Source organism: Streptomyces herbicida (assembly GCF_032656585.1).
Lineage (GTDB): Bacteria > Actinomycetota > Actinomycetes > Streptomycetales > Streptomycetaceae > Streptomyces > Streptomyces herbicida.
The window spans coordinates 1-24,627 of the sequence record NZ_JAUYWJ010000049.1 but is presented as its reverse complement, the minus strand read 5'-3'; the positions used below and the strand labels follow the sequence as shown (position 1 = coordinate 24,627).

Sequence of the window (24,627 nt, the reverse complement as noted above, 5' to 3'; positions counted from 1 at the left end):
GTGCGTGAGAAGGGCTAGAGAGACCCGAGCTCGTGGTCGATGAGGTCGAACATCTCGTCGTCGGTGGCGGCGTCGATCCGGTCGAGGTCGCGGTCGGTGCCGGGTCCGGCGTCGGCGTCGGCGTCGGCGGCGTTCGACGCGGCGTCCTGGTGGGTGTCGGTCCACTTCCAGAGCAGCGCCTTGAGCCGGGCGGTGACCTTGTCCCGCACCGCGTCCTCCGGGGCGAGCGCGGCGAGCTGCGACTCCAGCCGGTCCAGTTCGCCGAGCACGGGCGGGGCCTCGGCGGTGAGGTCGAGCACCAGGTTCTTGTGCAGGAGCCGGGCGATCGCGACGGGGTTGGGGTGGTCGAAGACCAGGGTGGGCTTGAGCCGGAGCCCGGTCGCGGCCTTGAGCCGGTTACGCAGCTCCACGGCGGTCAGGGAGTCGAAGCCGATGTCCCGGAAGGCCGTGGTGGGCTCGATGCGGGCAGCGGTGGCGTGGCCGAGGGCGGCTGCCGCCTGATTGCGCACCAGGTCCAGCAGGACCTTCTCCTGGTCGGCCTCCGGCATCCCGGCGAGGCGGCGGGCCAGGGCGGGGGTCCCTGTGGCCGTGGCCTCGCCGGCCGCGGCGCCGGTGTCGCCGACGAGACCGCGGAGGACGGCGGGCAGCATGCCGGCGCGGGCCATGGCGCGCAGTCCGGAAACGTCCAGCCGGACCGGCACGATCACCGGTCGGTCCACGGTGAGGGCGGCGTCGAACAGGGCCAGCCCCTCCGCCGTGCTGAGCGGCACGACTCCGGCCCTCCCCATCCGGTGGCGGTCGGCGTCGGTGATCCGGTCGCCCATGCCGCCGTTGTCCGTCCACAGGCCCCATGCCAGCGAGGTGCCGGGCAGGCCCGCGGCCCGGCGCTGCCGCGCCAGCCCGTCCAGGAAGGCGTTCGCGGCGGCGTAGCCCGCCGCGCCGGCGCTGCCCAGGACTCCGGCCAGGGAGGAGAAGAGCACGAACGCGGAGAGGTCCAGGTCCCGGGTCAGCTCGTGCAGGTGCAGCGCCGCGTCGGCCTTCGGCCGCAGCACGGTGTCCAGGCGCTCCGGGGTCAGGGCGGTGACCACGCCGTCGTCCAGGGCCGCCGCCGCGTGCACCACGGCCACGAGCGGGTGTTCGGCCGGGACCGAGGCCAGCAGTTCGGCGAGGGCGTCCCGGTCCGCGATGTCGCAGGCGGCCACGTCGACGTGCGCACCCAGTTCGGAGAGGGCGGCGACGAGTTCGCCGACGCCTTCGGCCGCGGGGCCGCGGCGACTGGCCAGCAGCAGCCTCCGGGCGCCGCGTTCGGCGACGAGGTGCCGCGCGAGCGACCGTCCGAGGCCACCGGTCGCGCCGGTGAGCAGTACGGTCCCCTCGGGGCCCCACGTGTGACCGGTGGGCTCCTCGGGCGGAGTGGGCCGGGCGAGGCGCGGCACGTACAACTTTCCGTCGCGCACCGCGGCCTGCGGCTCGTCCAGAGCTGCGAGCGACGCGGCCAGCGCCGGGTCGATGCCGCCGTTCGGGACCGAGTCGTCCGCGTCGACGAGCAGGAGCCGGTCCGGGTGCTCGGTCTGGGCCGACTTCACCAGACCGGAGACCGCGACGTGCGCGAGGTCCAATGCTGTGCCGTCCAGCTCGACGGCTCCGCGTGTCATCACCACGAGCCGCGCGTCCGAGAACCGCTCGTCGGCGACCCACTCCTGGACGGCGGACAGCACACCGGCCAGCAGCCCGCGCGTCGCCGCGGCCGCATCGCCCTCGCTCGGGGCGCAGGGCAGGAGGACGTGGGCAGGCGTGGCCGCACCGCCGTCGACTGCCTTGCGGAGCGCGTCGATGTCGCAGTGGGAACCCCCGTCGCCGAGGGCCGCCCACTCTGCTTCGGGTCCAGTGGCGGGAGCGGAAACCGCGGTGTGCTCGACCCAGTCGACCTCGAACATCCAGTCCTGGTGCGCCACGTTTGAGGCCAGTACCTGCTGCGGGGACATCGTCCGCGTCCGGACGGACTCGACCGAGGCGATGGGAGAGCCGTCGGCGTCGGACAGTTCGATCGCCACCGCGTCGTCACCGGTGGGCCGGAGGCGTATGCGTACGGCCCCGGGTCCCGGAGTGTGCACGGACATGCCGCTCCAGGCGTGGGGCATGAGCACCTCGCCGGGGTTCGTGGCGCGGTCCGACGCCAGCATGCCGAGGGCAGCGTGCAGCAGTACGGGGTGGAGGCCGTAGCGGTCCGCCCGGTCCCGCTCCGTGACGGGCAGTGCGGCCTCGGCGTACAGCTCGTCCCCGGCGCGCCAGGCGGCGAGCAGACCCGCACGGCCCTCGACGTCCACGGGTTCGGCACCCGTCGGCGGCCAGATCATCGTGTCGAACTCCGGCGCCGAGGCGTTCCGGGTGAGCTCTCCGGTGACGTGGCGGACCCACGGCTCGTCGGCGCCGCCCGCAGCGGGCCGGCTGAAGACGCGCACCGAGCGCCGGTCGGGATCGTCGCCCGCACCGACCTGCACCTGGATGCGCACGGCGCCCTGTTCGACCAGAACCAGCGGGGCGTCCACGTCCAGTTGCTCCAGGTGCGGGAACCCGGCCTGCCGTCCCGCGGACAGTGCGAGCTCCACGAACGCGGCGACCGGGAGCACCGGCACGCCGCCGACCGTGTGTTCCGCGATCCAGGGCATCTCGGCCGGGGACAGCCGGCCGGTGAGCAGCACGTCCTGCGCCCCGGCGGTCTCCACCACCGCGCCGAGCAAGGCGTGGCCGGAGGGGTCCAGGCCCGCCGAGGCGACGTCGAGCGCGGCCGTGCCTTCGAGCCAGTAGCGCTCGCGCTGGAAGGCGTACGTGGGCAGGTCCACACACTGGGCGCCGGGGAACAGCACCTGCCAGTCCGGGGAGACACCGTGCGCGTGCAACTGCCCGAGTGCGAGAGTGAGCGCCTGGGGTTCGGGGCGGCCGGTACGCAGAGCGGGAACGGTGACGATGTCCGCATCGTCGAGGCACCCCTGGGCGAGGGCGCTCAGCACGCCGCCGGGGCCGATCTCCAGGAACGTGGTCACACCCAGTTTGTGCAGGGTCCGCATGCCATCGGCGAAACGGACCGCCTCACGGACGTGCCGCACCCAGTACTCGGGGGTGTACGACTCAGCCGGCTCACCCGTGAGGTTGGAGACCACCGGGATCCGCGGCTCGCTGAAGGCCAGCCCGCGGACGACCTCCGCGAACTCGTCCAGCATCGGGTCCATCAACGGCGAATGGAAGGCGTGGCTGACCTTCAACCGGGAGGTTTTGCGACCCTGTTGGGCGAAGGCCTCGACGATCTCCAGCACGGCAGCCTCGGTCCCGGAGACCACGACGGACTGCGGACCGTTGATCGCCGCAATCCCGACCTCGTCGGTCAGGTGCGGCAACACCTCGTCCTCGGTCGCCTGGACTGCCACCATCGCGCCGCCCGCAGGCAGGGCCTGCATCAACAGGGCGCGCGCCGACACCAACTTCACGGCGTCTTCCAGCGACAGCACACCCGCCACATGAGCAGCCGCAATCTCGCCCACCGAGTGCCCAGCCATGTAATCGGGCCGGACACCCCACGACTCCAGCAACCGGAACAACGCCACCTCAACGGCGAACAACGCCGGCTGCGTCGAACCCGTCTGATGAAGCGTCTCCGCATCGACGTCGACCTCGGCGTCCAACAGCGCGCACACCTCGTCGTACGCCGCAGCGAACACCGGATAGGCCATGTACAGCTCGCGCCCCATCCCCAGCCGCTGCGAACCCTGACCCGAGAACAAGAACCCGAGCTTGCCCCGGTCGGCCCCGGCGCGCCCCGTCACCACCTGTGCCGCGGGCTCACCCGCTGCGAGGGCGGTCAGCCCCGCGCGCAGCTCTTCCCCGTCGGCGCCGACGACCGCCGCCCGGTGCTCCAGCGCCGAGCGGGTGGCCGCCAGCGAGAACCCCACGTCGGCCGGTGACGCGGCCACCGGGTCCACGGACGACAGCAGTCGTCGCGCCTGCTCCCGCAGCGCCTGCCCGGTCTTCGCGGAGAGCACCCACGGCACCACGGTGGTCCGGGTCCGCATCAACTCCTCGGCCACGCCCTGGCCTTCGGGCGTGTCGTCGGCCGGGCCCTCCGCCTCCGTTTCGGGCGCCTGCTCGAGGATGACGTGCGCATTGGTGCCGCTGATCCCGAACGACGAGATCCCGGCCCGGCGAGGGTGGTCCGTCTCCGGCCACGCGGTCGCCTCGGTCAGCAGCTCGACCGAGCCGGCCGACCAGTCGACCCGTGGGGTGGGCCGGTCCACGTGCAGCGTCTTCGGCAGCACGCCGTGCCGCATCGCCAGCACCATCTTCATCACGCCGGCGACGCCCGCCGCGGCCTGCGTGTGGCCGATGTTGGACTTCAACGAGCCGAGCAGAAGCGGCCGTTCGCGTTCTTGCCCATAGGTCGCCAGCAGCGCCTGCGCCTCGATCGGGTCGCCTAGGCTCGTGCCGGTGCCGTGTGCTTCGACGGCGTCGACCTCCTCGACGGACAGCCGGGCGCCGGCCAGCGCCTCGAGGATCACGCGCTGCTGCGAGGGGCCGTTGGGCGCGGTCAAGCCGTTGGACGCGCCGTCCTGGTTGACGGCGCTGCTCCGGACGACCGCGAGCACCTTGTGGCCGAGTCGGCGGGCGTCCCGCAGTCGCTCCACGAGCAGCAGGCCGGCGCCTTCGGACCAGGACGCGCCGTCCGCCGCCGCCGCGAAGGACTTGCAGCGACCGTCGGGGGCGAGTCCGCGCTGGCGGCTGAACTCGACGAAGGCACTCGGGCCCGCCATGACCGTCACGCCGCCGGCGAGCGCCATGGAGCACTCGCCGCCCCGCAGCGCCTGCACGGCGAGGTGCAGGGCGACGAGCGAGGACGAGCAGGCGGTGTCGACGGTGACCGCGGGACCCTCGAAGCCGAAGGTGTAGGCGATGCGCCCGGAGGCGACGCTGCCGGAGTTGCCGGTGCTCATGAGCCCCTCGACCCCTTCGGGGAGGACGCCGGGCGTGAAGCCGTAGTCGTGGTACATCAGGCCGGCGAAGACGCCGGTGCGGCTGCCTTTGAGGGTGGCGGGGTCGATGCCCGCATGCTCGAAGGCCTCCCAGGCGGTCTCCAGCAGCAGCCGCTGCTGCGGGTCCATGGCCAGCGCCTCGCGCGGCGAGATCCCGAAGAAGTCCGCGTCGAAGTCCGCCGCGTCGCGGAGGAAACCGCCCTGCCGGGTGTAGACCTTGCCGGGCTGCTCGGGGTCGGGGTCGTAGAGCGCGTCGACGTCCCAGCCGCGGTCCTCGGGGAACCACGAGATGGCGTCTTCGCCCTCGGCCAGCAGCCGCCACAACTCCTCGGGGGAGCCGATGCCGCCGGGGAACCGGCAGCTCATGCCCACAATGGCGATCGGCTCCTGGTCGCGGGCCTCCAGCTCGCGCACGCGCCGCCGGGCCTGGCGCAGGTCCGTGGTGGCCCGCTTGAGGTATTCCCGGAGCTTGTCTTCGTTCATCATCGGTGTTGTCCGCCCCCTTTTTTTGGCCTGCGCGATTCAGGAGATGCCGAGTTCGTCGTCGAGGAGGTCGTACAGCTCCTCGTCGCTCGCCGAGCTGAGGTCGTCCTCGTTCTCGGCTCCGCCGGCGCCTCCCGGATCGGCCGGCTCGTTCCCGTTCCAGCGGGCGAGCAGCGCCTGGAGACGCATGTTGATCCTGGTTCGGGTGACGTTGTCGACGCCGTCCGGTCCGGCGCCGTCGAGGGCGGCGGCGAGGCGGTCGAGCTCGTCGAAGACCGGCACCGTCCCGCCCGTGCCACCGGGGAGGTCCTTCAGCACCCGCTGCGCGAGCACCGCGGGCGTCGGGTGGTCGAAGACGAGCGTGGCGGGCAGCCGCAGGCCGGTGGCCTGGTTCATCCGGTTGCGGAGCTCCACCGCGGTCAGCGAGTCGAAGCCCAGGTCGCCGAAGGCCTGGTCGGGCTGGACCGCCTTGGCCGAGCTGTGTCCGAGAACGGCGGCGACCTCGGACCGGACGAGGTCCAGCACGGCCTCTTCGCGCTCGCCCTCGGGGAGGCCCGCGATCCGCTGCGCCAGGGGTACGGAAGCCGCCCGGTCCGTGCGTCGCGGCCGGCCGCCGACGAGCGCCCTGAGCAGCGGCGGCACCGGGGCGGTCGCGTTCCGCAGGGCGGCGAGGTCCAGCCGTGCCGCCACCACCAGGGGCTCCTGCAGCGCGAGCGCGGCGTCGAGGAGTTCCAGGCCGTCCTCGTCGGACAGCGGCAGCACGCCGCCGCGGGCGAGCCGGGTCCGGTCGGCGCCGCCGAGGTCCTCGGTCATGGTTCCGGTGCGTTGCCACAGGCCCCACGGCAGCGACACCGCGGGCAGCCCCTGGGCTCGGCGGCACCCGGCGAAGGCGTCCAGGAAGGCGTTGGCCGCGGCGTAGTTGGCCTGGCCGGGGGTGCCGAGCGTGCCCGCGAGCGAGGAGAAGAGGACGAACGCCGACACGTCGCCCGCCAGCTCGTGCAGGTTCAGCACCGCGTCGACCTTGGGGCGCAGCACCGTCTCCATGCGCTCCGGCGTGAGCGAACCGATCACGCCGTCGTCGAGGACGCCGGCCGTGTGCACCACGGCCGTCACCGGAGTGCCGGACAGCGCCTCGGCGAGGGCGTCATGGTCGGCCACGTCGCAGGCGGCCCAGAGGACTTCGGCACCAGCGGCGGTCAGTTCCTCCTGGAGCTCCGCCGCCCCCTCGGCGTCCGCGCCGCGCCGGCTCATCAGCAGCAGGCTGCGCACGCCGTGTTCGGCGACCAGGTGCCGGGCGACGAGTCCGCCCAGGGCGCCGGACGCGCCGGTCAGGAGCACCGTGCCGGTCCCGAAGTCGGGGGTGACCCGCGGGGCGTCGGCGGCGGCCCTGACGAGCCGGGGCAGCAGGAGCACGTCGCCGCGCAGTGCGGCCTGCGGCTCCTCGGAGGCGACGAGCCGGGCGACGACCGTCGCCGCGGCCGACTCCCGGTCGGCGTTCGCTTCGGTGTCGAGGAGGACGATGCGGTCCGGGTTCTCCGACTGTGCCGACCGGACCAGGCCCCACACGGCCGCCTGCACCGGGTCGCCCGCTGCCGGGTCGTCGCCTGCGGCGACCGCGCCCCGGGTCACCAGTACCAGGCGCGCGGCCCGGTCCTCGGCCAGCCACCACTGGACCAGCCGGAGCACCTCGGCGAGGACGTCCCGGCCCCGTTCGGCACCGGTGCCCGATCCGCCCGGGCAGGGGACGACGACGGCGTCCGTGTCCGCCTGCGCCCCGATCTCCGCGGCGGGAGCGGCGATGAGGGCGGCGATGTCGTCGTAGGCCCGTACGGCTGGGGCGTTCGCGTCGGCCGGGGCAGCGAGCGGTGCCCAGTCCACGGTGAACAGGGAGTCCCGGGAGCTCGTGCGCAGCTGCGCGGCCGACACCGGCCGCAGCGTCAGCGACTCCACCGACACCACGGGACGCCCCGTGCCGTCAGCGGCCTCCAGCCGTACCGTGTCCCCGTCGGCCTGGGAGAGCCGTACCCGCAGGGCGGCCGCTCCGGTTCCGTGCAGCGTGACGCGGGACCACGCGAAGGGCAGCAGGGGCCCGTCGGCCGCCGGTAGGAGGCCGCCCGCGCCCAGCGCGTGCAGCGCGGAGTCGAGCAGGGCCGGGTGCAAGCCGAAGGCGTCCGCGTCCGTCTGTGCCTCGTCGGTGACGGCGAGTTCGGCGTAGACCGCGTCGTGGCCGCGCCAGGCGGCACGCAGCCCCTGGAAGACCGGGCCGTAGCTCAGGCCGAGGTCCGTCAGGCGTTCGTAGAAGCCGTCCAGGTCCACCGGCTGGGCGTCGGCCGGGGGCCAGCTGCTCAGCTCGGTGCCGGAGGGGGTCGCGCCGGTGGTGAGGACGCCCGTGGCGTTGCGGATCCAGGGGCCGTCCCCGGCTCGCGAGTGCATGCTCAGCGGGCGGCGGCCGGAGTCGTCCTGGGCGCCTACGAGGACCTGGAGCGCGACGCCGACGTGCTCGGGCAGCACCAGCGGGGCCTGCAGGGTGAGTTCCTCGACGAGGTCGCAGCCGGTTTCGGCCGCGGCGTGGGCGGCCAGTTCCACGAAGGCCGTGCCCGGCAGCAGCACCGTGCCCAGCACCGCGTGGTCGGACAGCCAGGGCTGGGCCCGCAGGGACAGCAGCCCGGTCAGCAGGTGGCCGCCGGCGTCCGGCAGTTCAACCGCCGCGCCGAGGAACGGGTGGTCGGCGGCGTCCAGCCCGGCTGCTCGCACGTCACCGGCCGGGGCACCCGCCTCCAGCCAGTACCGCTCGTGCTGGAACGCATAGGTCGGGAGGTCGACGCGGCGCGCACCCGGCAGGACGGCGTCCCAGTCGACGCCGACGCCGTGCACGTGGGCCTGGGCGAGGGACAGCATCAGCCGGTGTCGTCCGCCGTCGCGGCGGCGCAGCGTCGGTACGACCGCGGCGTCCGCGTCGGCGGCCTCGATGGTGTCCTGGATGCCCGCCAACTGGACGGGGTGCGGGCTGACTTCGACGAACACGTCGTGTCCGTCGGCCAGAGCGGCCCGGATCGCGTCGTGGAACCGCACCGTCTGCCGCATGTTGCGGTACCAGTAGCCGGCGCCCAGCTCGTCTGCAGCCAGCTTCCCGCCCGTCACCGTGGAGTAGAAGGGCACGGATCCGGGGAGCGGGCTGATGCCGGCGAACCCCTCGCTCGCTTGCGCTTCGACGCGTTCGATGTGCGGCGAGTGCGCGGCGTAGTCGACGGCGACCTTGCGGGCCTGGATGCCCTCCTGCCGGCAGTGCGCGAGGAGTTCGTCCAGGGCGTCGGTGTCCCCGGAGACCACGACGGTGGCGGGCCCGTTCACGGCGGCGACGCCGAGGCGGTCGGACCACCGGCCGACCAGTTCCCGCGCCTTCTCGTCCGGGAGCGTCACCGAGGCCATGGCGCCGCGGCCCTGGAGTTCGCGCACCGCGAGGCTGCGCCGCACCACGATGCGTGCCCCGTCCTCCAGGGAGACCGCTCCGGCGATCACCGCCGCGGAGACCTCGCCCTGGGAGTGCCCGACGACCGCGTCGGGGGTCACTCCGAAGGAGCGCCACACCTCGGCGAGGGCGACCGTCATCGCCCAGAGCACGGGCTGCAGCACGTCGACCCGGTCCTGCTCGACTTCGGACGTGCCGCGCAGCACCGCGGTCAGCGACCAGTCGACTTGCGGCGCGAGGGCGCGCTCGCAGGCGTCGATCCGGTCGCGGAAGTCCGGGGAGGTCTCCAGCAGTTCGGCGGCCATCCCCACCCACTGCGACCCCTGCCCGGGGAAGACGAATACGGTGTTGCCGCCGGTGCGTACGGTGCCGGTCACCACGCCGGGCGGCGTGGCGCCGCCCGCGACACCGGCCGTTCCCCGCCGAAGCTCCTCGAGGGTCTGCCCGACCACCACGGCACGGTGTTCGAAGGCCGCCCTGGTCGTGGCCAGCGAGTACGCCACGTCGGCCACCAGAGCCGCCTCGCCGTGGTCGTGCCCGTCGTCGTTGTCGCTGCCGTTGTCGTTGTCGTCCAGGAAGGACGCGAGGCGGGCGGCCTGTGCCCGCAGCGATGCCTCGGTCCTGCCGGAGAGCACCCACGGCACGGCCGCGCCGGAGCCGAACGCAGGCAGCGGCTCCTCGGTCGCGGGGGCCTGCTCGATGATCGTGTGCGCGTTGGTGCCGCTGACGCCGAAGGACGACACGGCGGCCCGGCGCGGGCGGTCCGTCTCCGGCCAGTCGACGGCCTCCGTCAACAGCCGGACGTCGCCCGCCGACCAGTCCACGTGCGGCGTCGGCTCGTCCACGTGCAGGGTCCGCGGGAGCACTCCGTGGCGCATGGCCATGACCATCTTGATCACACCGGCGACACCCGCGGCGGCCTGGGTGTGGCCGATGTTGGACTTCAGCGAGCCCAGCCACAGGGGCTGTCCTTCGGGCCGTCCCTGCCCGTACGTGGCGAGGAGCGCCTGTGCCTCGATCGGGTCGCCCAGCCTCGTCCCCGTACCGTGCGCCTCGACGGCGTCCACGTCGGCCGACGTCAGCCCGGCGGACGCCAGCGCCTGCCGGATCACCCGCTGCTGCGAGGGGCCGTTGGGCGCGGTCAGACCGTTGGACGCACCGTCCTGGTTCACGGCACTCCCCCGCACAACGGCCAGCACAGGGTGGCCGTTGCGCTCGGCGTCGGACAGCCGCTCCACCAGGAGCATGCCCACGCCCTCGCCCCAGCCCGTGCCGTCGGCGCCGGCCGCGAACGCCTTGCACCGGCCATCGGGCGACAGCCCGCGCTGCCGGCTGAACTCCACGAAGACCGTGGGGCCGGCCATGACCGTGACGCCGCCGGCCAGCGCCATCGAGCACTCGCCGCCCCGCAGGGCCTGGACGGCCAGGTGCAGGGCGACGAGCGACGAGGAGCAGGCCGTGTCGATCGTGACGGCGGGGCCCTCCAGTCCGAAGGTGTAGGACACACGCCCGGAGGCGACGCTGCCGGAGCCCCCGGTGGTGAGCAGGCCCTCGACGCCCTCGGGCAGTTCGCGCGGGCCCTGGCCGTAGTCGTGGTACATCAGGCCGGTGAAGACACCGGTCCGGCTGCCCCGTATCGTCGCCGGGTCGATCCCTGCGCGTTCGAACGCCTCCCAGGACGCCTCCAGCAGCAGTCGCTGCTGCGGGTCCATCGCCAGGGCCTCGCGGGGGCTGATGCCGAAGAAGCCGGCGTCGAACTCGGCCGCCTCGTGCAGGAAGCCGCCGTCGCGCGCGTAGGTCTTGCCGAGGCGCTCCGGGTCGGGGTCGTAGAGCCCGTCGACGTCCCAGCCGCGGTTGTCCGGGAACCGGGAGATGCCGTCCCGGCCGGAGGCCACCAGCCGCCACAGGTCCTCCGGCGAGCGCACCCCGCCCGGGAGGCGGCAGCTCATGCCGACGATGGCGATCGGCTCGTCGGCCGCGGTCTGCCGTGCCGCGGTCGTGACCGTGGTGGCCGGGGCCCCGCCGAGGAGCTCGGCGCCGATGTGCCGGGCGAGCGCGGCGGGGGTGGGGTGGTCGAAGACGAGGGTGGCGGGCAGGCGCAGGCCGGTCGCGGTGGACAGCCGGTTGCGCAGCTCCACGGCCGTCAGCGAGTCGAAGCCCAGGTCCCGGAAGGTGTGCGCCGCCCGGACTGCCCGGGGCGAGGAGTGCCCCAGCACGGCGGCAACCTCGGCCAGCACCAGTTCCAGCAGGGCTTCGTCGCGCTGATCCCCGGGCAGCGCGGCGAGGCGCTCGGCCAGGGATCCGGTGGCGGCGTGCTGGGCGGTGCCGCGCGCGGAGACGCGGACGAGTCCGCGCAGCAGGGCCGGTACGGTGCCTGCCGCCCGGTTCCGCAGGGCGGCGGTGTCGAGGCGGACCGGTACGAGCACGGGCTCGTCCGAGGCGAGTGCCGCGTCGAACAGCCGCAGGCCGTCCTCGGTGGACAGCGGCAGGACACCGGAGCGAGCCATCCGAGCCCTGCCCGCCTCGTCGAGCGCGCCGGCCATGGCGCCCTGGTCCCACAGGCCCCACGCCAGCGAGACCGTGGGCCGCCCCTGGGCACGGCGGTACCCGGCGAAGGCGTCGAGGAAGGCGTTGGCCGCGGCGTAGTTGCCCTGGCCGGGGTTGCCGAAGACGCCCGCGGCGGAGGAGAACAGCACGAACGTCGTGCTCTGGCCCGTGAGTTCGTCCAGGTTGAGCACGGCATCGGCCTTGGGCGCGAGGACGGCGCCCACGCGCTCCGGGGTCAGCGCGGCGATCACGCCGTCGTCGAGCACGCCGGCGGTGTGCACGACGGAGTCGACCGGGGTGGCGGCCAACAGCCCGGCGAGGGCGTCACGGTCGGCGAGGTCGCAGGCTGCCCACATCGCTTCGGCGCCGAGCGTCGCGAGTTCGGCTGTCAGCTCCGCGGCGCCCGGAGCGTCCGCGCCACGGCGGCTGACGAGCAGCAGCCGGCGCACGCCGTGTCCGGTCACCAGGTGGCGGGCGAGGGTTTTGCCCAGCGCGCCGGAGGCACCGGTGAGCAGCACGGTGCCAAGGCCGGAAGCGGTGCCCCCGGCGAGGCCGGGGACAGCGTCCTCCGCGAGGGCGGAGGACGCTTCGTCCGCGGCGCCGGCGGCCGCGTCCTTTGTTGCCGGGGAGGCGGCGCGGGCCAGGCGCGGTGCGCCGGCCTTCCCTTCGCGGACGACGACGTGGGGCTCGCCGGACAGCACGACGCCGGGCACGAGCGCGGCCGCTTCATCGGGGCGGTCGGTTTCGAGCAGCACGATCCGGCCGGGGGTCTCCGCCTGGGCCGAGCGCACCAGTCCGCCCGCCGCAGCGTGCGCGAGGTCGTCGCAGCGCGCCACCAGCACCAGGCGCGACGTCCGGTCTTCGGCGAACCAGCGCTGGACCAGCCGCAGCACCTCGGTGGTGACCGCACGGACCCGCTCGGCCCCGGTCGCCCCTTCCGGGCCGTCGGGGCACGGGAGGACGACCACGTCCGGCTGCGATAACCCGTCGGTCTCGGCCAGCGCGTCGATGTCATCGATGTACGCGACCGCCGGCCCGTCCGCCTCGTCGGCGAGCAGGGTCAGCGGCATCCGCTCGACGGTGAACAGCGCGCCGTCGGAGCGCTTGCGGAGCTGCTCGACCGACACCGGACGCAGTGTCAGCGACTCGACGAACGCCACCGGCTGGCCGGCGCCGTCGGCCACCGTCAGCGACACGGCGTCCGTACCGGCCGGCGCCAGCCTGACCCGTACGGTGGACGCGCCCGTGGCCCGCACGGACACCCCCGACCAGGCGAACGGCAGCAGCGGCCCGTCAGCCTCGGCCACGAGGGAGCCGTCCGCACCGCCCGCGCCGATCACGTGCAGTGCCGCGTCCAGCAGCGCCGGGTGCAGGAGGAAGGACCCGGTGTCCGTGCCGTCGGGGAGGGCGACCTCCGCAAAGATCTCCTCGCCCGTGCGCCAAGCGCTCCGCAGTCCACGGAAGGCCGGTCCGTAGGCCAGGCCGAGGGCGGCCAGCCGATCATAGAAGCCGTCGAGGTCGACCGGCTCGGAGCCTGCCGGCGGCCACGCCGTGAGCGCCCGGCCGACGGCCGCGGCGCCCGCATCTTCGGTCCCTTCGGCGACGAAGCCGGTCGCGTGGCGGACCCACGGCAGGTCGGCTTCTTGCTCGGGGCGCGAGTGCACGGTCAGCGGCCTGCGGCCGGAGCCGTCGGCCGCGCCGACCCACACCTGAACCGCGACGCCGCCCTGCTCGGGCACCATCAAGGGCGCTTCGAGGGTGAGGTCCTCCAGCTGGTCGCAGCCGGCTTCGTCGGCGGCGCGCACGGCCAGTTCGACGAACGCGGTGCCCGGCAGGAGCACGGTTCCGAGCACGGCGTGGTCGCTCAGCCACGGGTGCGTGCGCAGGGCCAGCCTGCCGGTCAGCAGCCGTTCGTCGCCGCCGGCCAGGGAGACGGCGGCGCCCAGCAGCGGGTGGTCGGCCGAGCCCAGGCCCGCGGCGCGGACGTCACCGGGAGCGGGCGGTAAGGCGTCGAGCCAGTAGCGCTCGTACTGGAAGGCGTAGGTGGGCAGGTCGACGCGGCGGGCGCCGGGGAAGAAGGCGTGCCAGTCCAGGGGGACGCCGTGTGCGTGCAGTTCGGAGACGGCGGCGACGAGTGCGGCCCGCTCGGGGCGGTCGGCGCGCAGGGCGGGCACGGTGACCACGTCGTCGTCCAGGCAGCCTTGGGCGAGGGCGCTCAGCACGCCGCCCGGGCCGATCTCGACGAGCGTGGTCACGCCCAGGTCGTGCAGTGTCCGGACGCCGTCGGCGAAGCGGACCGCTTCGCGGACGTGCCGGACCCAGTACTCGGGAGTGTAGAGCTCGGCCAGGCGGCCGGTGACGTTGGAGACCACCGGGATCCGCGGCTTCTCGAAGGTCAGCCCGCGGACCACCCGTGCGAACTCCTCCAGCATCGGGTCCATCAGCGGCGAGTGGAACGCGTGGCTGACCTTCAACCGAGTGGTCTTGCAGCCCTGTTGGGCGAAGGCCTCGGCGATCTCCAGTACGGCATCCTCGGCTCCGGAGACCACGACGGACCGGGGCCCGTTGACCGCCGCGATACCGACACCGTCGGTGAGGTGCGGAAGGATTTCGTCCTCGGTGGCCTGAACGGCGATCATCGCCCCGCCGGCGGGCAGCGCCTGCATGAGGCGGGCACGGGCGGACACCAGCTTCGCGGCGTCGCCGAGCGACAACACCCCGGCCACGTGCGCGACCGCGATCTCGCCCACGGAGTGACCGGCCACGTAGTCCGGCCGGATGCCCCACGATTCCAGGAGCCGGAACAGCGCCACCTCGACCGCGAAGAGCGCAGGCTGGGCGACGCCCGTGCGGTGCAGTTCTTCCGAGTCGACGTCGACCGCGGCGTCGAGGTGCGCGAAGACCTCGTCGTACGCGGCGGCGAACGCCGGGTAGGACGCGTACAGTTCGCGCCCCATGCCCAGGCGTTGCGATCCCTGGCCGGAGAAGAGGAACCCGACGCGCCCACCGGTGCCCGTAAGGCCGCGCGCGACGCCCGGGGCCGGGGAGCCGGAGGCCACGGCCCGCAGGCCCGCGGCGAGTTCCGCCGACGTCTCGCCCTGGACCACCGCCCGGTGCTCCAGGGCCGTGCGCGTCGTGGCGAGCGAGAACGCCACATCGAGCGGGGGGACTTCGACGTCCGTGCGGGACAGCAGGCGTTCGGCCTGTGCGCGCAGGGCCTCCTCGGTCCTGGCGGAGATCACCCACGGCACCGGTCCGCCCTCGGCCGGGCTCGCGGCCTCGGGGGCGACGGCCTCAGCGCTCTCCGCGCCTTGCCCGGGCGCTTCCGGGGCCTCGGCGTCCGGTGCGAACGCCTCGGCCGACGGGGCTTCCTCGATGATCGTGTGTGCGTTGGTGCCGCTGATCCCGAAAGAGGAGATGCCGGCCCGGCGCGGCCGGCCCGAAGCCGGCCAGGGCGTGCGCTCGGTGAGCAGCCGTACGGCGCCCGCCGACCAGTCGACGTGCGGGGACGGCGCGTCGACGTGCAGCGTGCGCGGCAGTTCGCCGTGGCGCATGGCCATGACCATCTTGATGATGCCCGCCACACCGGCCGCGGCCTGGGTGTGGCCGATGTTGGACTTGATGGAGCCCAGCAACAGCGGCTGGTCGTCGGGACGGCCCTGCCCGTACGTCGCCAGCAGCGCCTGCGCCTCGATCGGGTCGCCGAGCCGGGTGCCGGTGCCGTGCGCCTCCACCGCGTCGACCTCTGCGGTGGTCAGCCGGGCGGCGGCCAGGGCCTGGCGGATCACCCGCTGCTGGGAGGGTCCGTTGGGGGCGGTGAGGCCGTTGGACGCGCCGTCCTGGTTGACGGCGGAGCCCCGGACGACCGCGAGGATCTCATGTCCGTTGCGGCGGGCGTCCGAGAGGCGTTCCACGAGCAGCAGGCCGACGCCCTCGCCCCAGCCGGTGCCGTCGGCACCGGCCGCGAACGCCTTGCAGCGGCCGTCGGGTGCCAGTCCGCGCTGGCGGCTGAAGCCGACGAAGGTGGCGGGGCCGACCATCGCGGTGACGCCACCCGCAACGGCCAGCGAGCACTCGCCGTTACGCAACGAGTGAACGGCCAGGTGCAGGGCCACCAGGGACGACGAGCAGGCCGTGTCGACCGTGACGGCCGGACCTTCGAGGCCGAAGGTGTAGGCCACCCGGCCGGAGGCGACACTGCCCGAGGTACCCGTCCCCAGATAGCCCTCCAGGTCCTCCGGGGAGTTCTGGAGGGCGGCGAGGAACTCGTGGTTCATCACACCGGTGAACACGCCGGTCCTGCTCCCCGCCAGCGAGGCGGCATCGATGCCGGCCCGCTCGAAGAGCTCCCACGACGTCTCCAGCAGCAGCCGCTGCTGGGGGTCCATGGCGAGCGCCTCACGGGGCGAGATCCCGAAGAGGCCTGCGTCGAACCGCGCCAGGCCGTGCAGGAACGCGCCCTCGCGGGCGTAGCTGGTCCCGCGGGACTCCGGATCCGGGTCGTAGAGCGCGTCCAGGTCCCAGCCGCGGTCGGCGGGGAACTCCGAGACGGCGTCGCGGCCGCCTGCCACCAACTCCCACAGATCCTCGGGCGAGTCGACGCCTCCCGGGTAGCGGCAGCTCATCCCGATGATGGCCACCGGCTCCCCGGCGGCGTCCTCGTAGTCACGAAGGCGCCGCCGGGTCTCCTGGAGATCTGCGGTGACTCGCTTCAGGAAATAGCGGAGCTTGTCCTCGTTCGCCACGGAAATCGTCCCTCAACCCCTGCGATGACTTATCGGAATTCGGCAAAGGGTCACCGGGACGCGCCGGAGCGGTCAGGAAATCCCGAATTCCTTGCCGAGCAGATCGAATACTTCGTCGTCCGTGGCTGATTCCAGACCGCTGCCGCCCATACCAGGGCTTTCCTGGGCCGGCGCCTTGCCGGATTCACCGGCAATCGCCAACAGCTCCTGGAGCTTTGACAGGATCCGGTCGCGAGCTTCGCTCGCTGCCAACTTCGTGACCAATTCTTGTTCGATCCTGTCCAAGTCGGCAAGTAGGGAATCCACTAGGGCCGGTCCGGCCGCCCCCGCCGTCTGCGTGAACACATGACGGGCCAGGAGAGCGGGTGTCGGGTGGTCGAAGACCAGGGTGGCGGGGAGCCGCAGCCCGGTGGCCTTGTTCAGCCGGTTGCGGAGTTCCACGGCTGTGAGCGAGTCGAAGCCCAGGTCCTGGAAGGCATGTTCCGGCCGGACCATACGGTCCGACGCGTGCCCCAGGACCGCGGCCACCTCGGCTCGGACCAGATCCAGTACGGTCTTCTCCCGCTCGGCCTCCGGCAGCCCCTCCAGGCGTTCGGCCAGCGAGGAACCGGAGGAAGCGGCGGCGGCCGGCGCTGTCCTGCGGGCGGCCGCGGGCGGCACCAGGGCGCGCAACACAGGCGGCGCCTCACCGGCGCGCAGCGCGCCGGTGTCGATACGGACCGGGGCGAGTACCGCCTCGTCCGAAGCCAGCGCCGCGTCGAACAGCCGCAGCCCCTCCTCCGGCGGCAGCGGTAGCACGCCCGTGCGCGCCATCCGCGCCCGGTCGGCCTCGGCGAGGCCGTCTGTCATCGCACCGGACTGCTCCCATACACCCCATGCAAGCGATGTGGCGGGCAGCCCCGCACGGCGCCGGTGCGCCGAGAAGGCGTCGAGGAAGGAATTCGCCGCCGCGTAGCTCGCCTGACCGGCGCTGCCGACCAGGCCGGCGACGGAGGAGAACACCACGAAGGCTGCCAGGCCCATGTCCCGGGTGCACTCGTGCAGGTTCAGCACGGCGTCCACCTTGGGCCGGAAGACCTCCCTCATCCTCTCCGGTGTGACCGAGGCGACGACCCCGTCGTCGAGAACACCCGCGGTGTGTACGACGGCCGACAGCGCATGCCCGCCGAGCCCGTCCAGCATTGCGGAGACGGCCTCCCTGTCCGCGACGTCGCAGGCCGCCCAGGTGACCTCGGCACCGTGTGCGGCCAGTTCGGCCTCCAGCTCGGCCGCACCGGGCGCGTCCGCGCCCCGGCGGCTCGCCAGCAGGAGCCGGCGCACCTTGTGTTCGGACACCAGGTGCCGTGCGACCAGCGCGCCCAGCGACCCGGAGGCACCGGTCACGAGGACGGTGCCATCGGCGAGGTCTGGCGTGCCGGTGGCTGTCCCGGTGGCCTTCACCAGGCGCGGTACGAACACTTCCCCGTCGCGGACCGCGAACTGCGGCTCACCGGACACGAGTACGGCGGGCAGCACACGCACCGCCTCCTCGGTGTCCTCGGCCTCCACCAGCACGATCCGGTCCGGGTTCTCCGACTGCGCGGACCGCACCAGCCCCCACACCGCGGCATGAGCCAGATCACCCGGACGCGTCACCAACGCCAGACGCCCCGCACGCTCCTGCGCCAACCACCACTGCACCAACACCAGAACCTCACTCGCGATGCCGTGCACGCGGTCGGCTGTCTGTGTACCGGGCCCGGCGGGGCACGGGGCGACCGTGACCACTGCGACATCGGCAAGGGCCGGCTCGGCGGACAGAGAGGCCAGGTCCGCGTAGCTCCGTACGTCGAGCCCCGCGGCAGCGTCAGCCGGCGTGAGGGCCGCCGGCTGCCATGCGAGGCCGAACAGCGAGTCGTCGGCACGCCCGCCGGAGCCGCCCGCCGCGAGCAGTTGCTCGCGCGACACCGGCCGCAGCGACAGCGAGCCGGCCGTGGCAACGAGGCCACCCGAGGCGTCGGCCACGGTCAGCGACACCGCGTCCGTACCCGTGCGAGAGACCTTGACCCGCAGCGCCGTCGCCCCCGCGGCACGCACACCCACTTCGGACCAGGCGAAGGGCAGCAGCGGCTCGTCGACGACGGGGACGAGCCCGCCCGCGCCGATCGCGTGGAGCGCCGCGTCCAGCAACGCCGGATGAACGGCGAACGCGCCCGCCTCCGTGCCCTCGGGGAGGGCGACCTCGGCGAAGACGTCGTCCCCGCTGCGCCACACCGACCGCAGGCCGCGGAAGACCGGGCCGTAGCCCAGGCCGAGTCCGTCCAGGCTCTCGTAGAACCCGGTCAGGTCGACGGCCTCCGCACCCGCCGGCGGCCACGTGCCCAGGGCCGCGCCGTGCGGCGGCTCGGGCAGCGCGTCCGTCAGGAAGCCGACCGCGTGCCGCACCCACGGCGCGTCGTCCGAGGCGTCCTCAAGCCGCGAGTGCACGCTCAGCGCGCGCCTGCCCGGCTCTTCCTCGGCCCCGACCAACACCTGCAGCGCCACACCGCCATGGTCCGGGACGATCAGCGGTGCTTCCAGCGTCAGATCCTCGACCTGTGCACAACCGGCCTCGTCGCCCGCACGCACCGCCAGCTCCACGAGCGCCGTACCCGGCAGCAGCACGGTGTCCATGACCGTGTGGTCGGCGAGCCAGGGGTGTGTCCTGAGCGAGATCCGTCCGGTGACCAGGAACCCGCCGGCGCCGGGCAGCGCGACCGCCGCACCGGCCAACGGGTGCTCCGCCGCGGCCAGTCCGAGTCCGGTGGCGGCGGCTCTGCCGGTGAACTCCTCGGGCGCTTCCAGCCAGAAACGCTCGTACTGGAAGGCGTAGGTCGGCAGGTCGACGCGCCGGGCACCCGGGAAGACCGCCTGCCAGTCCGGGGAGATGCCATGGGCGTGCAGCTCGGCGAGCGCGGTGACGACGGCCTGCGGCTCGGGGCGGTCGGTCCGTACGACGGCGACGGTGACGATGTCGTCCACACAGCCCTGGGCGAGGGCGCTGAGGACACCTCCGGGGCCGATCTCCACGAACGTGGTCACACCCAGCTCGTGCAGACTCTGGACGCCGTCGGCGAAGCGGACCGACTCGCGGACGTGCCGCACCCAGTAGTCGGGCGTGTACGGCTCGGCCAGCCGGCCGGTGAGGTTCGAAACGACAGGAATGCGCGGCTCGTTGCAGGCCAGGCCGCGAACAAGCTGCGCGAACTCGTTCAGCATCGGGTCCATCAAGGGCGAGTGGAACGCATGACTGACCTTCAGACGGGACGTCTTGCGACCCCGGCCTGCGAAGATCCCACCGATGGCGGTGACCGCGTCCTCAGCACCCGAAACCACAACCGACTGAGGGCCGTTGACCGCGGCAATCCCGACCTCGTCGGTCAGGTACGACAGCACCTCGTCCTCGGTGGCCTGGACCGCCACCATCGCGCCCCCCGTGGGCAGGGCCTGCATCAGCGCGGCACGGGCGGACACCAGCTTCGCGGCGTCCTCGAGCGACAGCACCCCAGCCACATGCGCGGCCGCGATCTCCCCGACCGAGTGACCGGCCACGTAGTCCGGCCGGATGCCCCACGATTCGAGAAGCCGGAACAGGGCGACCTCGACCGCGAAGAGCGCGGGCTGCGTGGAGCCGGTCTGGTGCAACTCCTCCGAGTCCACATCGACGGGCGCGTCCAGAAGCCCGCACACCTCGTCGTACGCCGCAGCGAACACGGGGTACGCCTCGTACAACTCGCGCCCCATGCCGATCCGCTGCGAGCCCTGACCCGAGAACAGGAACCCGGTCTTGCCGTCGGTGTCCGGTTCGCCCAGGACGACCCGGGTGGACGGGGACCCTGCGGCCAGCGCGCGAAGCCCGTCCAGGAGTTCGTCCCGGTTCTCCCCCACCACGGCGGCCCGCTGCTCCATGACCGAGCGTGTGGTGGCGAGCGAGAAGCCGATATCGGCCGACATCAGGTCCGTGTCCGGGGCCAGGGCCAGGGACAGCAGTCGCTCCGCCTGCGCCCGCAGCGCCGCCTCCGTCCTGCCCGACAGCACCCACGGCACGACCGCGCGGGAGTCGGACACGGGCAGCAACTCCGCCGAGACGGGGGCCTGTTCGACAATGACGTGGGCGTTGGTGCCGCTGATACCGAAGGACGATACGGCGGTCCGTCGCGGGCGGTCCGTCTCCGGCCAGTCGACGGCCTCTGTCAGCAGCCGCACCGCGCCCGCCGACCAGTCCACGTGCGGCGTCGGCTCGTCCACATGCAGGGTCCGCGGCAGCACACCGTGCCGCATCGCCATGACCATCTTGATCACACCACCGACACCTGCGGCCGCCTGCGCATGGCCGATGTTCGACTTGAGAGAGCCCAGCCACAACGGCCGGTCCTCCGACCGGTCCTGACCGTACGTGGCGAGCAGCGCCTGCGCCTCGATCGGGTCACCCAGCCTCGTACCCGTACCGTGCGCCTCCACCGCATCCACTTGATCCGAGGACACACCGGCGTTCGCCAGCGCCTGCCGGATCACCCGCTGCTGCGCCGGACCGTTCGGAGCCGTCAGACCATTCGACGCACCGTCCTGGTTCACCGCAGTGCCCCGCACCACCGCCAGCACCTGGTGGCCGTTGCGCCGGGCATCGGACAACCGCTCCACCAGCAGCATGCCCGCACCCTCGGCCCAGCCGGTGCCATCGGCCCCGGCCGCGAACGCCTTGCACCGCCCGTCCGCCGACAGACCGCGCTGACGGCTGAACTCCACGAACGTCGAGGGAGTCGCCATGACGGTGACGCCGCCGACCAGCGCCATCGAGCACTCGCCACTACGCAGCGCCTGGGTCGCCAGGTGCAGCGCCACCAGCGAGGACGAGCACGCCGTGTCGACCGTGACCGCCGGGCCCTCGAGGCCGAACGTGTACGCGACCCGGCCGGAGGCGATGCTGCCCGCGCTGCCGCTGCCCAGGTAGGCCTCCATGCCCGCCGGAGCCGTTGTCACACGCCCGCCGTAGTCGTGGTACATCACGCCGGCGAAGACACCGGTCCTGCTGCCCCGCACCGCCGCCGGATCGATCCCGGCCCGCTCGAACGCCTCCCACGACGTCTCCAGGAGCAACCGCTGCTGCGGGTCCATCGCCAGCGCCTCACGCGGCGAGATCCCGAAGAAGGCCGGGTCGAACTCGGCGGCCTCGTGAAGGAAGCCACCATGCCGCACATAGGACTTGCCGGAGCGGTCGGGGTCCGGGTCGTAGAGGTCCTCGACGTCCCAGCCGCGGTCCTCGGGGAAGCCCGAGATCGCGTCGCCGCCGGAGGCGACGAGACGCCACAGGTCTTCGGGCGACCGCACGTCACCGGGGAACCGGCAGGCCATGCCCACGATCGCGATCGGCTCGTCCGTCCCGGTCACCGCGGCGACCTTGGCCTCGGGCCGCTCCTGCACGCCCAGCGTCTCGGCCAGCAGGAAGCGGGAGAGCGCGACGGGCGTGGGGTGGTCGAAGACCAGGGTGGCGGGGAGCCGCATCCCGGTCGTCGTGTTCAGCCGGTTGCGGAGTTCCACCGAGGTGAGGGAGTCGAAACCGGCATCCCGGAACGCGTGTTCCGGCTGGACGGACTGGGCCGAGGCGTGGCCGAGCACGGCGGCGACCTCGGTGCGCACCAGGTCCAGCACCACCTGCTCGCGCTCGACCGCGGGCAGCCCTGCCAGCCGTTGTCCCAGCGATCCCTTCGGCGCGATCTGCGCCGGGCGCCGCGCGGTACCCCGTACGGGGCCGCGCAGCCCCCGCAGGACCGGCGGCACCGTGTCCTGCAGCCCGCCCAGGTCCAGCCGCAGCGGGGCGACGACGGCCCGGTCCAGGGCCAGCGCCGCGTCGAACAGCCGCAGTCCTTCGTCGACGGCGATCGGGGCCAGGCCCACCCGCTTGAGCCGGGTGAGGTCCGCATGGGCGAGCCGGTCGGCCATGCCCCTGTCCTGCTCCCACAGGCCCCACGCCAGCGACGCGGCGGGAAGCCCCTGGGCACGGCGGGCTTCGGCGAAGGCGTCGAGGAAGGTGTTCGCCGCCGCGTAATTGCCCTGTCCCGCGCTGCCCAGGATTCCGGACACCGAGGAGAAGACGACGAACGCCGACAGGTCGCTCGTCAACTCATGGAGGTTGAGCACGGCGTCGACCTTCGGCCCCAGCACCTTGGCCATGCGCTCCGGCGTGAGCGCGGCGATCACGCCGTCGTCGAGGACGCCGGCCGTGTGCACCACGGCCGTCACCGGTGTGCCGGACAGCACCTCGGCGAGGGCGTCCCGGTCGGCCACATCGCAGGCCGCCCAGTACACTTCGGCGCCCAACGCGGCCAGTTCGGCCTCCAGCTCGGCCGCGCCGGGCGCGTCCGCGCCACGCCGGCTGAGCAGCAGCAGGCTGCGGACGCCGTGCTCGGCGACCAGGTGCCGTGCGACGAGCCTGCCCAGCGACCCGGATGCGCCGGTCAGCAGGACGGTGCCATCGGCGAGGTGCGGTGTGCCGGGGGCTGCCCCGGTGGCCTTCACCAGGCGCGGTACGAACACTTCCCCGTCGCGGACCGCGAACTGCGGCTCACCGGACGCGAGTACGGTGGGCAGCACACGGACCGCCTCCTCGGTGTCCTCGGCCTCCACCAGCACGATCCGGTCCGGGTTCTCCGACTGCGCGGACCGCACCAGCCCCCACACCGCGGCATGAGCCAGATCACCCGGACGCGTCACCAACGCCAGACGCCCCGCACGCTCCTGCGCCAACCACCACTGCACCAACACCAGAACCTCACTCGTGGCGCTGTGCACGCGGTCGGCTGTCTGCGTGCCGGACCCCGCCGGGCACGGAACGACGACGACGTCCGGTGTCCCTTCCGTCTCCCGCAGTGCGTCGAAGTCCGCGACGGGCTCGATCGTCAGCGCGTCGGTGGCGGAGGTAGAAGTGAACGGCGTCCACTCCAGCCCGAACAGCTGATCGCCGCCACCGGCACCGCGCAGTTGCTCCGCCGAGACGGGCCGCAACGACAGCGAGTCGACCGAGGCCACCGGGTCACCGGCGCCGTCGGCCACGGTCAGCGTCACCGAACCGGTGGCCGTCCGCGACAGCTTCACCCGCACCATCGCCGCACCGGCCGCCTGCACGACGACGCCGGACCACGCGAACGGCAGGGCCGGGCCGTCGTCCAGCGACACCAGCCCACCGGCGGCCAGTGCGTGCAGGGCGGCGTCCAGCAGCGCCGGGTGCAGGGCGAACGCCGCCGCCTCGACAGCCGACTCCTCCGGCAGCTCGACCTCGGCGAAGACGTCGCCCCCGCCGCGCCACACCGAGCGCAGGCCCTGGAAGACCGGACCGTATTCCAGACCCGCAGCAGCCATGCCCTCGTAGAACGCCGTCAGGTCGACGGCCTCCGCACCCGCCGGCGGCCATACGCCGAGGTCCGCAGCCGACGGTGCCTCTGCCGAGGACAGCACACCCGTCGCGTGCCGCAGCCACGAACCGTCGTCGACGCGCGAGTGCACGCTCAGCTGCCGCCGGCCGGACTCGTCCTCCGGGCCGACAGCCACCTGAAGAGTGACGCCACCACGCTCGGGCACGACCAGCGGAAGCTCAAGGGTGAGGTCTTCGATCCATCCGCACCCCGTCTCGTCCCCCGCCCGGATCGCCAACTCGACGAAAGCCGTGCCGGGCAGGAGAACGGTCCCGTTCACGGCATGGTCGGCGAGCCACGGGTGGGTTTCGAGCGAGAGCAGCCCGGTGAGCAGGACCCCGTCCCTGTCGGCCGTCGCAATCGCGGCACCGAGCAGCGGATGGTCCGCCGCCCACAGACCGGCGGCTCGGACGTCGCCGGACAGCTGGGGAACGTCGAGCCAGTAGCGCTCGCGCTGGAAGGCGTAGGTCGGCAGGTCGACGCGGCGGGCGCCCGGGAAGAGCGCCTGCCAGTCGGGCGAGATGCCGTGGGTGTGCAGCTGCCCGATCGCGGCAGTGATCGCGTACGGCTCGGGACGGTCGGCGCGCAGGGCGGGAACGGTGACGATGTCTGTGCCGTCGTCGAAGCAGCCCTGGGCGAGGGCGCTGAGGACGCCGCCCGGGCCGATCTCCACGAACGTGGTCACACCCAGCTCGTGCAGGGTCTCGATGCCGTCGGCGAAGCGCACCGCTTCACGGACGTGCCGCACCCAGTACTCGGGCGTGTACGGCACGGCCAGCCGACCGGAGAGGTTCGAGACCACCGGAATCCGCGGCTCACTGAACGTCAGACCACGAACAGCCTCCGCGAACTCCGCCAGCATCGGATCCATCAACGGCGAATGGAACGCGTGACTGACCTTCAGCCGGGACGTCTTGCGACCCCGACCGGCGAAC

The 24,627-nt window shown here is 73.3% G+C and carries 3 protein-coding genes; all 3 read right to left on the bottom strand.

Annotation, left to right across the window (positions count from 1 at the left end; all coding sequences use genetic code 11):
- Nucleotides 1–14 precede the first annotated feature (14 nt).
- The gene (locus Q8A52_RS47765; RefSeq protein ID WP_456300757.1) at nt 15–5,507 is read right to left on the bottom strand and encodes an SDR family NAD(P)-dependent oxidoreductase; all 5,493 of its coding nucleotides are present in this window, start codon (nt 5,505–5,507) and stop codon (nt 15–17) included.
- A 36-nt stretch (nt 5,508–5,543) separates the two neighbouring features.
- Nucleotides 5,544–16,265: an SDR family NAD(P)-dependent oxidoreductase gene (locus Q8A52_RS47760; protein ID WP_316764876.1), complete on the bottom strand. Its 10,722-nt coding sequence runs from the start codon at nt 16,263–16,265 to the stop codon at nt 5,544–5,546.
- Nucleotides 16,266–16,337: 72 nt separating this feature from the next.
- Nucleotides 16,338–24,627, bottom strand: an 8,290-nt coding sequence (locus Q8A52_RS47755; RefSeq protein ID WP_408649390.1) for an SDR family NAD(P)-dependent oxidoreductase, incomplete at its 5' end; no start/stop codon positions are given.